We start from the raw sequence: 15,274 nt of genomic DNA, 5'->3' as shown, positions 1-15,274 counted from the left end.
CGGCGGATCTCGCGGCCGAGGTACATGTTCTGCACCGGGTCGAGGTGCGGGGCCAGGGCCAGATCCTGGTAGACCGTCTCGATGCCGAGCGACGACGCCACCTGCGGGTTGGTCATCTCGATCGGCTTGCCGTCGAAGCGGATCTCGCCCTCGTCGACCGCGAGGTTTCCCGACAGCGCCTTCACGAGCGTGGACTTGCCGGCGCCGTTGTCGCCGATCAGCGCGGTGACCTCGCCGGGGTAGACCTCGAAGTCGACGTTGTTCAGGGCGCGAACGGACCCGAACTGACGCGACAGGCCCCGCGCCTGCAGCACGGGCGTGGCCGTGGTGGTGCTCATGAGGAAGCTCCTTCGTGGTGACCGGCGCCCCCGGCGGGGGTGTCGGAGACGGTGACGACGAGGTCGGCCCGGTGGCGTCCGCGCTCGACGACGGCGGCGTTGCGCTCGTCGACCTCGCGGACCCAGGCGACGGCTTCGTCGTAGGGGTGGTCGTGGGAGAGGCGGCGGGCGACGAGGCGCTCGCGGCGCAGGTGCGCCTCGATGTCGAGGAACCAGACTTCGTCGAGGCGGGATGCCACGGCATCCCACCCGAAAGCGTCGTGCAGCAGGTAGTTGCCCTCGGTGATGACGAGCGGCACGTCGGCGGGCACGTGCACGGCCGAGCCGATCGACTCCTCCAGGGCACGATCGAAGCGCGGGGCGTAGACCGCGTGGCCGGCCCGGATGCGGTCGAGGAGGGCGATGTATCCGTCGACGTCGAAGGTGTCGGGGGCGCCCTTGCGGTCGCGGCGTCCGAGACGCACGAGCTCCTCGTTGGCGAGGTGGAAGCCGTCCATGCCCACCAGGACGGCGTCGGAGCCGAGGGCGGCGAGCAGCGCGTCGCTGACGGTGGACTTGCCCGCGCCGGGGGTGCCGGCGAGTCCCAGAACGCGGCGCTGACCGGTCGCGACGAGAGAGCGCGCACGCTCGACGAGGTCGTCGAGGTGCACGGTCGCGGCGGCGATCGGCCGAGCGTTCTGCGAGGTGCGGGTCACGGCGGTGTGGTCCTTCCGGGGACGCCGCACGTCGGAGTGCTGCGTCGATGAAGCGGTCCGGTGGAGGGCCCCACCGGTCGAACTCCGGTTACGGTAAGCCCACCGTGACACCGGTGTCAACACCCGTGACCAATTCGTCATGACACCGAAGTCATCCGCGTGATTCTGTGGTTATCATGGGCCGCGACGCCCCCGACGTCGTTCTCGACACCGAGCCCGCGAAAGAGCCTCCCCATGACCGAATTCACTGACCGCACCATCCTCGTCACCGGCGCCGGTGGCGGGATCGGCGGCGCGACCGTCCGCCACCTCATCGCTGCCGGTGCGACCGTCCTCGCCGCCGGGCGCACGGCCGACAGCGTCGAGGCCATCGCCGCCGAGACCGGGGCCGAGCCGGTCGTGTTCGACCTCGAGTCCGAGGACGAGATCCGCTCCGCGATCGAGGGCCGCGACCTCTACGGCGTCGTCAACTGCGGTGGCTGGGGCGGCGAGATCGCCACGCCCATGGACACCGACATCGACGTCTTCGACAAGGTCATGAGCATCAACGCGCGCGGCTCGCTGCTGGTCACCAAGTACGCCTCGCGCGAGATGATCCGCGTCGGCAAGGGCGGTGCGATCGTCAACGTCTCGAGCCAGGCGAGCCTCGTCGCCCTCACCGGACACATCTCGTACGGCTCGTCGAAGGCCGCCCTCGACAACATCACGCGCGTCTCGGCCCTCGAACTCGGCGGATACGGCATCCGCGTCAACAGCGTCAACCCGACCGTCGTCATGACGCCGATGTCGGCGTGGTACTGGGGCCGACCCGACATCGAGGGGCCCTTCCTCGAGGCGATGCCGCTGCACAAGTGGGCGACCGAGGACGACATCGCCGCGCCCATCGTGTTCCTGCTCAGCGACGGCGCCGGAATGATCTCGGGCGTCTCGCTCCCCATCGACGGCGGCTACTCCAGCCGCTGACCCGCGCGGCGGGAGGCTGGGTCTCCTTCCGGGCGTCGTGCTCCGCGGCGGGATCCAGGTGGATGCCGCGGGGCACGTCCCGGGCTACCGGCCCAGCGTGCGCTCCAGGAACGCGTTGCGGAAGACGCCCCGCGGGTCGACCTCGCGGGCGGCGGCGAGGAAGTCCTCGGCCCGGGGGAGGGTGGCGCGGACGGCCTCGCCGGGCATGGTGAACGCCTTGCCCCAGTGCGGGCGCACGTCGAACGGTGCGAGGGCGGCCTCGATGTGCGGCAGCACCGCGAGCACGCCCTCGGTGTCGTTGCGCCAGGTGAAGTGGATCGCGAGCACGTCGCGCTGGTACGCGGGGCTCATCCACAGGTCGTCGGCGGCGACGGTGCGCAGCTCGGTCACCAGCAGCTGCGCGTCGAACGCGGGCGCGATCGCGCGGACCGCGGCAAGGGCGTCGCGCGCCGCGGTGAAGGGCACGAAGTACTCGGACTGGATCTCATCGCCGTCGCTCGGGAGCGCATCGGCGCGGAAATGCGGAAGGCGCGTGTGCCACGGCCCGGCCGACCCGCGTGGGGTCGTGTTGTCGACCGTGCGGATGCGCCCGAGGTGGATGTCGTCGCCGACCGGCCGCCCGCCGAGATCCTCGACCCAGGCCGGGGCGCCCGCGTCGCTCTTCGCCCACACCAGGTCGTGCGCCGGGTCGCCCCACGTCGTGAAGACGCTGACGCTGCGCGACCCGCCGAACACCCGCTCGGGGTCGCCCGCGATGTCGTCCCAGGCCACGCCGGTGTACGCCTGCTGGGTCACCTCGTACGTCGGCTCGGTCTGCAGCTCGACGGCGGTGACGACGCCGAGGGCGCCCAGGCTCAGGGCGGCCGCGCCGAACCACTCGTGCGTCTCGTCGACGCGGTGCGTGCGGCCGTCGGCATCCATGATCTCGACGGCCCGCACCGCGCTCGAGAGGTTTCCGTTGCGCACGCCCGATCCGTGCGTTCCGGTGGCGGTGGCGCCCGCGGCCGAGATGTGCGGGAGCGAGCCGAGGTTGTGCAGCGCCCGGCCCTGCGTCTCGATCACCGGAGCGAGCTGCGCGAAGGTCACGAGCCCCTCGACCCGCACGCGATCGCCGACGAGGTCGATGCGCGTCGGCATCCGCTCGAGTGACACGAGAGCCGCCGCGGAGTCGGCGATGTCGTTGAACGTGTGCCGGGTCGCCTGCACGCGCAGCGAATCGGCGGATGCCACGACCTCGGCGAGCTCGTCGAGGTCGGCGGGCAGCAGCACCTCCGTGGCGCGGTAGCGGTGGTTGCCCGACCAGGTGGCTCCGGCGGAACGCGTCTCGATCATGGAATCTCCTGGGGTGGGACGGGGCGGACGCCTCCATCCTGCCCCGTCCCACCGACATCGGGGCGGGCCGGCACCGGCTCCGCCCGACCGCGGTCCGGGGCGACGCCTCGCCGCGCGTGGCCGGCCCGGGTCAGCGCGCGGGGAACAGTGCGGCCTCGAACACGGCCTCGGCCGCGCCGACGAGCAGGCGGTCCTCGCCCAGCTCGGCGACGGCCACGCGCAACCCCTCGGCGCACGCGGGGATCGTCTGCGCCCGCACGGCCCGATCGAGGCCGTCGAGGTCGAGTTCGGCGAGAGCGGCGAGGAAGCCCCCCAGCACGATCACCGCGGGGTTCATGACGTTCGCGGCGTTGGCCAGGGCGGTCGCGAGGATCCGCCGCTGGCGCTCGGTCTCGGCGCGCACCGCGGCGTCGGAGCTGCGGGAGAGGGCGTCGCGCAGGGCCGCGTCGTCGAGGGCGCCCGCTCCCACCGCGTCGAGCAGCAGGGCTCGGCTCACCTCGTCTTCGAGCACGCCGTCGGCGGCCCGGCGGTCGCCGGGGTCGACGATGCCGGGACGGTTCTGGCCGAACTCGCCGGCGTACCCGCCCGCGCCGCCCAGGGGATTCCCGCCCACGATCACGGCCCCGCCGATACCGCTCGCGCCGCCGTTGAGGTAGACCACGTCGTGCACCCCGCGCGCGGCGCCGAACAGGTGCTCGGCCACCGCGCCGAGGGCGGCGTCGTTGGCGACGTGGGAGGGCAGGCCCGTGGCATCCGTCATCATCTCCGCAAGCGGCGCGTCGTGCCAGCCGAGGTGCGGCGCCTCGCGGACGAGCCCGTCCCCGGCCCGCACGGGCCCCGGCACCGCCACGCCCACCCCGACCGGTCGCGCGTCGGCGAGGACGCCGCCCCGCCAGAGATCGAGATGGATGCCGACGAGCTCGGCGGTGCGCGCGGGGGTGAGCAGCGCGTCCTGGGCGAGGCGCTCGCGGACCACGATCGTGCCGTCGAGAGCGACCGCGCCGAGGTCGAGGGCGTCGACCTCGGGATTCACCGCGATCGCGACGACGCGGGGATCGGGTTCGACGATCGGCGAGGGGCGCCCGACGCGTCCCTGCGTCTCCGAGGCGCGCTCGACGACGAGGCCCGCCCGCTGCAGCTCTCCCACGAGATCGGCGATCGTCGAGCGGTTGAGGCCGGTCGCCTCGGTGAGGGCGGCGCGGGAGCGCGGGCCCTCGCGATGGACGGTGCGCAGCACGAGCGCCAGATTGGCGCGGCGCATGCCGTCGCCCCGACTGCCCGCGGTGACCATCCGACCACTGTGCCATGCGCCGGACCGATTCCCACCCCGGGCAGAGCGCACGGTGCCAGGATCGGAGCATGGACCTCTCCGGCATCCCCATCACGACCATCCGCGGCGAAGAGACGACCTTCGGCGACCTGACCGCCGGCAAGGCGGCGCTCGTCGTGAACGTCGCTTCGCGGTGCGGCCTCGCCCCGCAGTACGAGGCGCTCGAGGCGCTGCACAAGAAGTACGCCGACCGCGGGTTCACGGTGATCGGCTTCCCCAGCAACCAGTTCCTGCAGGAGCTCAGCGACGAGGACAAGATCGCCGAGTACTGCTCCGCCACGTGGGGCGTGACCTTCCCGATGTCGGAGAAGGTCAAGATCAACGGCCGCAACGCCCACCCGCTCTACAAGGAGCTCACGACGACCCCGGATGCCGAGGGCAAGACCGGTCGCATCTCGTGGAACTTCGAGAAGTTCGTCGTCGCCCCCGACGGTCGCGTGACGCGCTTCAGCCCGCGCACCCTGCCCGACGCGCCCGAGGTCGTCGCGGCGATCGAGGACGCGCTCCCGCGCTGAGGCCCGGCCCCGCCGAGCCCGGCCCCGGAAGCGGCGGCTCCGGACGCGCCCGGGTCCGGAGGCGCCCGGCCCCGGCCCGCGGTGTCCGGCCCCGGCCGCCGCTGCTCCGGCGGAGTCTCCCGACGCTCCGGAGCGGGCCGGCGCGGCGTGACGCGGACACGCGACCGGCCCGGGCCGCGGTCGGCCGGTGTCGACGGTCTGCCCTATCCTGACCGGGATCCGACCCGAAGGAGTCCTCATGGCCGATGCCGTCGTCCTCGTCTCCGGTGGTGCCGCCGTCACCCCCTTCACCGACCCCGAGCGGGCGGCGGCGACGGGGCTCGCGGCCGGCAACACCATGACGGCCCTGCGTGCGCACCACCTCGACCGGGGGGTGCCCGTGTTCACGGCGCCCGCCCGCATCGGGGCGGGGACGGTCGAGCGGGATGCCGGGTGGCAGGGCTTCGACGACGTGCCCGTCGTGCTGTCGGACGCGGTCACGATCAACGCCGTCGGACGGATCGACGACGCCGGGGTCTCGCTCGCCGCGTTCCTGCGGTGGCTGACCGCGGAGCAGGGGTTGGCGAGCATCGACCTCGTCGGCCACTCGATGGGCGGACTGTTCTCGCGCGCCGCGATCCGCGAGCTCGCGGGCGACGGTCCGCGGGTGGAGCACCTCGTGACCCTGGGCACGCCGTGGGACGGATCGGTGCTCGGAGACCTGATCGACGGCGAGATCTCCGAGGCCGATGCCCAGGGCGACCCCGACACCCTGCAGATCCTCGCCGAGGCACGCCCGTACGCGGCCGCGAACTCCGAGGGGGCGGCCGCGGAGGTCTCGCGTCGGTACCTGCGCGGCTGGAACGACCGTCAGGCGGGTGTGCTCGACGGCATCCCGGTGACCGCCGTCGGGGCCGGGTACTTCGCCGCGTCGACCGAGCCGGCGCAGCTGTGGCCCCACGACGGCTTGGTCTCCCTCACCAGCGGCCGTGCCGATCACGTGCCCTCCGCGGTGCTGCCGATCGTCGAGCGGCACGCGTTCGACGACCACGTGCACAGCATCTTCTTCGCCGAGGCGTTCGGTCTGCCGTGGGAGCGCGCGCTCACCTGGGACCCCGAGGTGTTCGCGCTGGTGGACGCGGCGCTCGGGCGCTGACGCGAACGGGTCAGGGCGCGGGCGCGACGTACTCGTGAGCGAGGTCCGTCACGGCGGCGATGTGGTCGAAGTCGCGGTCTGCGCTCAGGATCGTCGCGTCGTTCGCGATCGCGTACGCAGCGATCAGGATGTCGACCGCGCCCGCGCCACGCACGAAACCGGCGTTCCACAGGGCGGACTGGATGCCGACGGCCGAAGACTCGTCCGGTGCCCGCTCGAGGGGGAAACCCAGGGAGATCTGCTCGAGGTAGTGAGCGTGCTCTTCGGGTGACCGCGCGCTGTGACAGAACTCGAGGACCTGGGGCGGACAGGTGACGAAGAGATCGGAGGGGGAGCGGGCGATCCGGTCGAGACGCGTTCGGATCGCGGGGTCTCCCGAGGCGAGTCGTGCCCAGACCGAGTTGTCGACCAGGTAGTCCGTCACGGTTCGGGTGTGACGACGGGAGCGTCGAGGCCCGCTGCGAAGTCGGTGAGGCCGGCGATCCCCGCAATCATGGCGTCCTTCTGCTTCGAGGCGATGAGTCGGCGAAGGGCGAGGTCGAGCACGGCGCGGTTGGACGGCTCGCCGGTCAAGATGCGCGCACGCTCGATGAGCCGGGGGTCGAGGTCGACGCTGGTGAGGGCCATGATCACTCCTTCGCTATATAGATCATTATATGCCTGATTGCCGCCCACGCGGGGGTGGACGCCGCGGCGTCCGGGGTATATGTTGTGAGCACCAACAAAACCGACGGTGCGTCACCGCGCACCGGTGCGTCCATGCGAAGGAGCAGGAATGCCCACCCCCACCCGCGATGACAAGTTCTCGTTCGGCCTCTGGACCGTCGGATACAACGGCACCGATCCCTTCGGCGGTCCCACCCGCACGCCGCTCGACGTCGTGCACGTCGTCGAGAAGCTCGCCGAGCTCGGCGCCTACGGCCTGACGTTCCACGACGACGACCTCTTCGCGTTCGGCTCGACCGAGGCCGAGCGTCAGACCCAGATCGACCGCCTCAAGGGCGCGATGGAGGCCACCGGCATCGTGACGCCGATGGTCACGACCAACCTCTTCTCGGCCCCGGTCTTCAAGGACGGCGGCTTCACCTCGAACGACCGTCAGGTGCGCCGCTTCGCCCTGCGCAAGGTGCTGCGCAACCTCGACCTCGCCGCCGAGCTCGGCGCGAAGACGTTCGTCATGTGGGGCGGCCGCGAGGGCGCCGAGTACGACTCCGCGAAGGACATCCGTCAGGCGCTCGAGCGCTACCGCGAGGCCGTCAACCTGCTCGGCGACTACGTCACCGACAAGGGCTACGACATCCGCTTCGCCATCGAGCCCAAGCCCAACGAGCCCCGCGGCGACATCCTGCTGCCGACGCTCGGCCACGCGATCGCCTTCATCGACTCGCTCGAGCGCCCCGAGCTCGTGGGTCTGAACCCCGAGGTCGGCCACGAGCAGATGGCGGGTCTGAACTTCGCCGCCGGCATCGCCCAGGCGCTGTACCACGGCAAGCTCTTCCACATCGACCTCAACGGTCAGCGCGGCATCAAGTACGACCAGGACCTCGTCTTCGGCCACGGCGATCTGCACAACGCCTTCGCGCTGGTCGATCTGCTCGAGAACGGCGGCCCCGGCGGCGTGCCCGCGTACGACGGCCCGCGCCACTTCGACTACAAGCCCTCGCGCACCGAGGACGAGACCGGCGTCTGGGACTCCGTCTCGGCCAACATGAACACCTACCTGCTGCTCAAGGAGCGCGCCGCGGCCTTCCGCGCCGACCCCGAGGTGCAGGAGGCGCTCGAGGCCGCCAAGGTCGCCGAGCTCGCGAAGCCGACCCTGAACGAGGGCGAGTCGTACGACGACCTGCTCGCCGACCGCTCGGCGTACGAGGACTTCGACGTCGACGCGTACCTCGGCGGAAAGGGCTTCGGATTCGTCCGTCTGCAGCAGCTCGCGACCGAGCACCTGCTCGGCGCGCGCTGAGTCCCCAGGGCCCGGATGCCACGGCATCCGGGCCCCTCCCTCTCTTCCGTCGAGTGTCCAGAACACGCCGCATCGCCACCGCGAGGAACGGCGTGTCGTGGACACTGAACGGGATGCCGCGCCGGTGCGGGGAAAACAGGAGGAGTGAGCATGACGCTTGTCATGGGAGTCGATTCGTCGACGCAGTCGTGCAAGGTCGTCGTCGTCGACGCCGAGACCGGTCGCGTGGTGCGCGAGGGGCGCGCGTCGCATCCCGCGGGCACCTCCGTCGATCCGGAGGCGTGGTGGAGCGCGCTCCAGGATGCCATCGCCCAGGCCGGCGGTCTGGACGACGTCGCCGCCGTCTCGATCGCGGGGCAGCAGCACGGCATGGTCGTGCTGGATGCCGAGGGGGCGGTCATCCGCGACGCCCTGCTCTGGAACGACACCCGCTCGGCGCAGGCTGCGCGCGACCTCATCGCCGAGGTCGGGGCCGAGGCGTTCGCCGCGCGCACGGGCGCCGTGCCGGTCGCATCGTTCACCGGCACGAAGCTGCGGTGGCTGCGGGATGCCGAGCCGGCCCACGCCGCCCGCGTCGCGGCCGTCGCGTTGCCGCACGACTGGCTCACCTGGCGACTGCGCGGATTCGGTCCGGGCAACGCCGTGCTCGAGGAGCTCGTCACGGACCGATCGGATGCGTCGGGCACCGCCTACTGGGGGGCCGACGGATACGACCTCGACCTGTTCCGCCGCGCGCTCGGCCACGACGCGACGCTGCCGCGCGTCCTTGGCCCGTGGGAGAGCGCGGGAACCCTGCCCGGTGGCGCTCACGTCGGACCGGGAGCGGGCGACAACGCCGGTGCGGCCCTGGGGCTGGGGGCGGGCCCCGGTGACGTCGTGGTGTCACTGGGCACGTCCGGCACGGTGTTCGCCGTCGCCGAGTCCCCCACGGCCGACACCACCGGCACCGTCGCCGGTTTCGCCGACGCGACCGGTCGTTTCCTCCCCCTGGTCGCGACGCTCAACGCGGCTCGCGTGCTCGACGCGATCGCGAGGCTGCTGGGCGTGTCGCACGACGATCTCGGCGCGCTCGCGCTGGCGGCGGAGCCCGGGGCGGGCGGCGTCGTGCTCGTCCCGTGGTTCGAGGGTGAGCGCACTCCCAACCTGCCCGATGCGAAAGCCTCGTTGACCGGTCTGACCCTGGCATCCACCACCCGCGAGAATCTCGCCCGCGCGGCGATCGAGGGCATGCTCAGCGGCCTGGCCGTCGGGCTCGAGGCGATCCAGGCGCAGGGGGTGGAGGTTCGGCGCATCCTGCTGATCGGCGGGGCGGCGGCGAACGAGGGGGTCGCGCGGATCGCCGCGCAGGTGTTCGACGCCGAGATCGTGGTGCCGGCGGCCGGGGAGTACGTCGCCCTCGGCGCGGCGCGACAGGCCGCGGGCGTACTCGCCGGGGGGCCGGTGCAGTGGGCCGTCGCGACGACGCGGGCGGTCGACGCCGATCACCGTCCCGCCGTCCGCGCGGAGTACGACCGGGTGGCGGCCCTGCGAGCGCGCGAGTAGGGGCGGTCGTCCCGCGAAAGCGGTGGCCGCGGCGCGCAGGCCGCTCGTCCGGCGCGCGGACGATGCTCTGGCCCGGGCGCACCGGGGTACGCCAGAGTAGAGACGGGCCCGTCGACGTCTTGTAAGGGGGGCGTCGACGGGCTCTTCTCGGGAGCGCTCCCTCACGGTCTTGAGCGCCCCGATCGGTCGCCGCGCGCCCGCTCATCCGTCCGCCGCGCAGGGCTTGCGACGGCGGCGGTGGGGGCCCCACCTGCCGCGCGCGTTCGCTCTTTCCCAAGGGGGTGAGCGATCGTCGGCCGCGTTCCCGGGCGCTGATCCGCTTTGCTATCGTACATGTTGTACGTACAGACTGGACGATATGGACGTTACGCACTACGCTGACATCCAACGCGGAAGGGACCGCGGACGGATCGACCCGGGACGCCTCACCGTCCCGCCTCCGTCACCACAACGGAGGGACTGCCCATGCCTTTGGTCAGCGGACACGACGTCATCCAGGAGTGCACGGCCCGCGGGCTCGTGGCGGGGGCGTTCAACACCACGAACATCGAGACGACGATGGGCATCATCGGTGCGGTCGAGAAGGTCGGTGTGCCGACCTTCATCCAGGTCGCTCCGACGAACGTGAAGCTCTCCGGCTACGAGTACGTGTACGACATGGTCGCGCGGCGCCTGGCAGACACGACCGTGCCGGTCGCCCTGCATCTCGATCACGGCAAGTCGCTCGCGGCCGTCGAAGCAGCCCTGGCCGCCGATTTCACCTCGATCATGATCGACGCCTCCGAGGAGCCGCTGGCCGAGAACACCGCCACGTCGGCGACGGCGCGGCGCATGTGCGGTGCGTCGATCGCCCTCGAGGCGGAACTCGGTAGCATCGGCGGAAAAGAAGACGACGTCGCCCCGGAGTTCGCCAGCACGACGGACCCCGCGCAGGTGCCCGACTTCGTCGCCGCCGTCGGCTGCGACATGCTCGCGGTGTCGGTGGGCAACGTGCACGGGTACGCGCCGAACGCCCGCATCGACTTCGACCTCCTCGAGCGCGTGCGCGCGGCCAGTCCCGTCCCCCTCGTCATCCACGGCGGCTCGGGCCTGCCCGAGGAGCAGCTCGGCCGCCTGGCCGACTTCGGTGTGGTCAAGGTCAACGTCGCGAGCGACCTGCGCAACGCCATGATCCGCAGCTTCGGCGAGGCGTACGCCGCGAACCCGAACGAGAACTCCCTCATCCGGGTCTCCCTCGACGCGGTCGCGGCGATCTCCGACGTCGTCGAGCGCCGTATCCGCATGCTCAACCCCTCCCTCTGACGCGCATGACCCCCACGATCACGGTCGACATCGGCACGACGAGCATCAAGCTCTGCGTGTTCGACGGCGACGGCGCTCTCGTCGCCTCGCGACGCGTCGCGACGCCCACCGTCAGCGACGGGGTCGGCGAGGTCTACGACATCGAGGCGCTCCTCGACGCGGTCCGGGATTTCGTCGCGGGTCTCGAACCGGCTCTGCGTCGCGCGGTCCAGCGCATCGCGCTCGCGGGCGTGGGTGAATCGGGAGGGCTCGTCGGCGCCGACCTCTCGCTGCGATCGCCCATGATCCTCTGGCACGATCAGCGCGGCGCCGCCCTGCTGCGAGACGTCACCCCCGCCCAGCGGGAACGCGTCTACGCCGTCACCGGCTTGCCCGTCAACGCGAACTACGCGCTGTCGAAGGTCGCGTGGGCGCTGGCTCACGCCGAGGGCGACACCGCCGACGCCCTGTGGCTCAACGTGTCGGAGTTCGTCGCCGCGCTGCTGACCGGGCGACGCTGGTCCGAGCCCTCGCTCGCCAGTCGCACCATGGCGCTCGACCTGCGCGAACGGCGCACCTCGCGCGAGGTGTGCGCGCTCCTCGGCGTCGATCCGGCGATCTTCCCCCCGCTGCGTCCGGCGGCGCTCGGCGTCGCGATGGACCCCGCGATCGCGCACACCTGGGGCCTCGACGAGGTGACGGTCCACGTCGCCGGCCACGATCACATGGTCGGGGGTGTCGGCGCCGACCTGCAGCCGGGGGAGATGCTCGATTCCACCGGGACCACCGAGGGGATCCTCACCCTCGTGCGCGATCTGCGAACGGATGCCGACACCGCGGCCACCAAGATCGCGGGCGGTCTCGCCTGCGACGGCGAGTTCTTCACGCTCTTCGCCTCCATCCCGACGGGAGGCTCGGCCTTCGCGACGGTGCGCTCGCTCCTCGACCGCGATGAGGCGGAGGTGCGCGCGCTCATCGACCGCGCTCACCGTGCCTACCTCGACGACGAGATCGACCTCGGCCGGATTCCCCTGGTCCTCCCGCGTTTCCGCGGCAGCCCGCCCCCGGACAAGGACGCGAGCGCCCGAGGTGCGATCGCGGGCGTGGGCACCGACACCACTGCCGTCGAACTCGTGTTCGGGTGCTTCCTCGGGCTCGCCCGCCAGTTCGCGGACGTCTGGGCCCTCTTCGGCGCGGAACTGGACCGCGTGAAGGTCATCGGGCCCGCGGCATCCAACCCCCTCTGGCTTCAGCTCAAAGCCGACCTGCTCGGCGCTCCGGTCAGCGCCGCCGGCGTCGACGAGATCGTCTCCCGCGGAGCGCAAGCGTTGGCGCACGGCATCCGCCGCCCCTGGGAGGACGCGCTCCCTCGCGAGATCGCTCCCGACCCGCGACGCCACCGGATGCTGCAGGACGGGGTCTCCTCCTCCGCTGCGCGCTGGGAACACCTGAAGGCGATGCCGGCGTGACCGCCGCACGCTCCTCCGAACGAAAGGCGCAGCGATGAGGCTCGTCGCGGGAATCGACTCGTCCACCCAGAGTTGCAAGGTCACCGTGCGCGACCTCGACACCGGGGCCTGCATCCGGGAGGGCTCGGCGCCGCACCCCGCCGCGACGATCGTCGACCCGGACGTGTGGTGGTACGCCCTCCTCGACGCCGTGCACGCGGCGGGAGGACTCGACGACGTGCTCGCGGTGTCGGTGAGCGGGCAGCAGCACACGCCGATCTTCCTGGACGCGACCGGAACCCCGGTGACCGCGTCGCCCCTCTGGAACGATCTGGGCTCCCACCCGCACATGGTGGCGCTGAACGCCGAGCTGGGCCGGGACACCTGGATCCGGCGGACCGGTCTGCCGCTGACCCTGTCGGACACGGTCGTCAAGGCGCGCTGGTTGCGAGACGAGCTCCCGGATGCCGCCGCCCGCACCGCGGCCATCGCCGTGGTGCACGACTGGCTCACGTGGCGTCTGCGCGGATTCGGTCCCGGGACGGGGGGCATCGACAGCCTCGTCACGGACCGGTCGGAGGCGTCGGGGACCGGATACTGGTCCGGCGAGACGGGGGAGTACACCCCCGATCTTCTCGAGCACGCGTTCGGGCGCCAGGTCGTGCTGCCCGTCATCCTCGGCCCCCTCGATCGCGCCGGGGTGACGGCGGCCGGACTCCCCGGCATCCCCGCCGGCCTTCCGATCGGGGTCGGCAGCGGCGACAACGCCGCTGCGGCTCTCGCGCTGGGTCTCGAAGAGGGGGACGCCGTGCTGAGCCTGGGCACCTCGGGCGTCGTCTACGCGCGGACGGCAGATCCGGTCCACGACTACGCCGGCTACGTCTGCAGCTACGCCGACGCCACCGGCGATCACCTGCCGATCGTCGCGACCCTGAACGCGGCGCGCAACCTGCAGGTCGGTGCAGAACTGCTGGGATGCACGCACGATGAGCTCGCCGAGCTGGCGCTCGCGGCACCCCCGGGAGCGGAGGGACTGACGCTGCTGCCGTACTTCGAGGGGGAGCGCACGCCCGACCTCCCGCACGCGCGGGCGGCCGTGCTGGGCGCCAGCCTGTCGAACTTCACGCGCGCGAACATGGCGCGCGCGATCGTCGAGGGGACGGTGGCGAGCCAGGTCGCGATGCTGGACGCGCTCGCCGCGTGCGGCGTGCACTCGCGCAGGGTGCTGGTGATCGGCGGGGCGGCGAAGAACAGTGCCGTGCAGCGCGTGCTGGCCGAGCTCGTCGACCTGCCCCTCGCGGTGCCGACGGCGGACGAGTACGTCGCCAAGGGCGCCGCGATGCAGGCGGCGGCCGCGCTCACCGGTTCCTTCCCCCGGTGGCCGGTGGAGACCTCTCCCGTGGCCCCCGCGCCGCCCGCGCCCCAGGTCGTGCGACAGCACCACGACGCGCAGATCGCCCTCGGCTACCTCGCGAGCGCGCCGTCCCCCACGCCCGCGCGCGTCTGAACCGCGCCGCTAAGGTCGAGGGGAGGGCGCACGTCCTCGCTCCCCGGGAGGAATCGACGGTGACCCTGCGCGCACGCCTCCCCGTCGTGGTGGGCATCGACGTGGGCAGCACCAACACCAAGGTCGTCGCGGTGACCGCGGACGGCGCCGTCGTCGCTCGCGCCAGTCGCCCCACGCGGCGCGCCGGAACCGATCTCTCCGTCGACGCAGCCGCCCTGGTGCTCGCGATCGAGGACATGGTCGTCGAGGTCTGCGGCGACAGTCGCGTGATCCACGCCCTGTGCGTCGCCGGGATCGGGGAGGACGGCGTCCTCGTCGACGGGCTGCTGCGCCCGTTGACCCCCGCCCTGGCGTGGTTCGACCCGCGGCGTCACGCCGTCTTCGAGGCGCTGCGCCCCGACCTCGTCGACGACGACAGCTTCGACGTCGACACCGATCCGGTGCGCTCGCTCATCGGCTGGCGGTGGGCCCGGGCGCAGCCGGGTGTCGAGCGCGCCGCAGCGTGGGTCGCCCTCACCGACCTCCCCGCCGTCGCCTGGACCGGCCGCACCTTCCTCAGCGACACGCTCGCCCCGCGCACGGCGGCCTGGCGCAGCGGCGATCGCGCCTGGGACCGCGATCGTGTGGCCGTGTCTCTCGGCGACGAAGATCTGTTGCCGCCCGTCGTCCCCACTGGCGCGGTGGTCGGCGAGATCGTGTCGCCGGCGCTCCGCGCGGCGGGGGTGATGGCGGCGGATGCCATCGCCGTGGCCGGCGGCCACGATCACCCGATCGGAGGGTGGGGCGTGCAGCTCATGGTTCCGGGGGCGGTGCTCGATTCGATGGGCACGGCCGAGGTGGTGGTCGCTCAGTCGTCGTCCGCGCGGCGGCGGGGCGACGACCATGTCGATGTGGCCCCCGGCATCCGCGCCTCCGGCAGCACCCTGTTGCGCGTCGAGGAGTTGGCGCGCAACGTGCAGTGGGCTTCGCGCGACGCCGAGGTGGGGCGCGCGATCCGGCACCTGTTGATCGGTCGCTCCGCGCCGCTGCCGCTGTGGGAGTCGGGCTGGTTCGTCCCCGGTCAGCGGGGCGGAGGGCAGCCGTCGTACTCACTGGACGCGCCGAGCGATCCCCGGGCCCGCGCTTCCGCGGTGCTGGGAGCTCTCGCGGTGGCCGGTCGCGACGCGGTCGAGGCGGTCCGACGCGACGTCGGCGGCACGGCCGAGGTCCGCATGGCCGGGGGGTG

Annotated in this window: 15 protein-coding genes; 9 read left to right on the top strand and 6 right to left on the bottom strand. The window is 72.4% G+C overall.

Features of this window, described 5'->3' with window-relative positions; translation table 11 throughout:
- On the bottom strand, positions 1-338 hold a 338-nt coding region (locus tag QZ433_RS11285; RefSeq protein WP_295783393.1), incomplete at its 3' end, for an ATP-binding cassette domain-containing protein.
- Entirely contained in the window at positions 335-1,033 is a 699-nt protein-coding gene (locus tag QZ433_RS11280) for a nucleoside/nucleotide kinase family protein (RefSeq protein WP_295783390.1), read from the bottom strand. The genes QZ433_RS11280 and QZ433_RS11285, both read right to left, overlap by 4 nt.
- Before the next feature lie 234 nt (positions 1,034-1,267).
- Between QZ433_RS11280 and QZ433_RS11275 the strand changes: the two genes are divergently transcribed.
- Positions 1,268-1,996 (top strand): SDR family oxidoreductase, encoded by a 729-nt coding sequence (locus tag QZ433_RS11275; protein ID WP_295783387.1) that lies wholly within the window; start codon positions 1,268-1,270, stop codon positions 1,994-1,996.
- Between the two features lie 84 nt (positions 1,997-2,080).
- Here the strand turns inward: QZ433_RS11275 and QZ433_RS11270 are convergent, their stop codons facing one another.
- Positions 2,081-3,328 carry a D-arabinono-1,4-lactone oxidase gene (locus tag QZ433_RS11270; RefSeq protein ID WP_295783385.1) on the bottom strand — a complete coding sequence of 416 codons (1,248 nt, stop codon included), beginning with the start codon at positions 3,326-3,328 and terminating at the stop codon, positions 2,081-2,083.
- A gap of 130 nt (positions 3,329-3,458) precedes the next feature.
- Positions 3,459-4,619, bottom strand: coding sequence for an ROK family transcriptional regulator (locus tag QZ433_RS11265; RefSeq protein WP_295783382.1), 1,161 nt, complete (start codon positions 4,617-4,619; stop codon positions 3,459-3,461).
- A gap of 68 nt (positions 4,620-4,687) precedes the next feature.
- Between QZ433_RS11265 and QZ433_RS11260 the strand changes: the two genes are divergently transcribed.
- Both QZ433_RS11260 and QZ433_RS11255 read left to right on the top strand, forming a co-directional pair.
- Positions 4,688-5,173 carry a glutathione peroxidase gene (locus QZ433_RS11260; protein WP_136587465.1) on the top strand — a complete coding sequence of 162 codons (486 nt, stop codon included), beginning with the start codon at positions 4,688-4,690 and terminating at the stop codon, positions 5,171-5,173.
- Positions 5,174-5,411: 238 nt separating this feature from the next.
- Complete coding sequence (locus tag QZ433_RS11255) at positions 5,412-6,308, top strand: alpha/beta hydrolase (RefSeq protein ID WP_295783378.1); 897 nt, start codon at positions 5,412-5,414, stop codon at positions 6,306-6,308.
- Positions 6,309-6,318: 10 nt separating this feature from the next.
- Here the strand turns inward: QZ433_RS11255 and QZ433_RS11250 are convergent, their stop codons facing one another.
- Positions 6,319-6,732 (bottom strand): PIN domain-containing protein, encoded by a 414-nt coding sequence (locus QZ433_RS11250; RefSeq protein ID WP_295783376.1) that lies wholly within the window; start codon positions 6,730-6,732, stop codon positions 6,319-6,321.
- Positions 6,729-6,935 (bottom strand): type II toxin-antitoxin system VapB family antitoxin, encoded by a 207-nt coding sequence (locus tag QZ433_RS11245; RefSeq protein WP_295783373.1) that lies wholly within the window; start codon positions 6,933-6,935, stop codon positions 6,729-6,731. Before QZ433_RS11245 ends, QZ433_RS11250 begins: the two co-directional genes overlap by 4 nt.
- Before the next feature lie 148 nt (positions 6,936-7,083).
- On the opposite strand from QZ433_RS11245, the gene xylA reads away from it, so the two are divergent.
- From xylA to QZ433_RS11215, 6 genes are all read left to right on the top strand, one after another.
- Positions 7,084-8,271, top strand: coding sequence for a xylose isomerase (gene xylA, locus QZ433_RS11240; protein ID WP_295783372.1), 1,188 nt, complete (start codon positions 7,084-7,086; stop codon positions 8,269-8,271).
- Between the two features lie 150 nt (positions 8,272-8,421).
- Positions 8,422-9,813 (top strand): xylulokinase, encoded by a 1,392-nt coding sequence (gene xylB, locus QZ433_RS11235; RefSeq protein ID WP_295783369.1) that lies wholly within the window; start codon positions 8,422-8,424, stop codon positions 9,811-9,813.
- Positions 9,814-10,278: 465 nt separating this feature from the next.
- Complete coding sequence (locus QZ433_RS11230) at positions 10,279-11,115, top strand: class II fructose-bisphosphate aldolase (RefSeq protein WP_295783368.1); 837 nt, start codon at positions 10,279-10,281, stop codon at positions 11,113-11,115.
- Positions 11,116-11,120: 5 nt separating this feature from the next.
- Complete coding sequence (locus QZ433_RS11225; protein WP_295783364.1) at positions 11,121-12,563, top strand: FGGY family carbohydrate kinase; 1,443 nt, start codon at positions 11,121-11,123, stop codon at positions 12,561-12,563.
- Positions 12,564-12,597: 34 nt separating this feature from the next.
- On the top strand, positions 12,598-14,049 hold the full coding sequence (locus QZ433_RS11220; protein WP_295783361.1) for an FGGY family carbohydrate kinase: 1,452 nt from the start codon (positions 12,598-12,600) through the stop codon (positions 14,047-14,049).
- Between the two features lie 59 nt (positions 14,050-14,108).
- Positions 14,109-15,274 (top strand): FGGY family carbohydrate kinase (locus QZ433_RS11215; protein ID WP_295783358.1); only part of this gene is annotated, 1,166 nt, incomplete at its 3' end.

The sequence above is a fragment of the uncultured Microbacterium sp. genome (assembly GCF_913776565.1).
In the GTDB taxonomy this organism is placed as follows: Bacteria; Actinomycetota; Actinomycetes; order Actinomycetales; family Microbacteriaceae; genus Microbacterium.
Note: the sequence above shows the minus strand (reverse complement) of the source record. Positions and strands in the feature narration are given on the sequence as shown.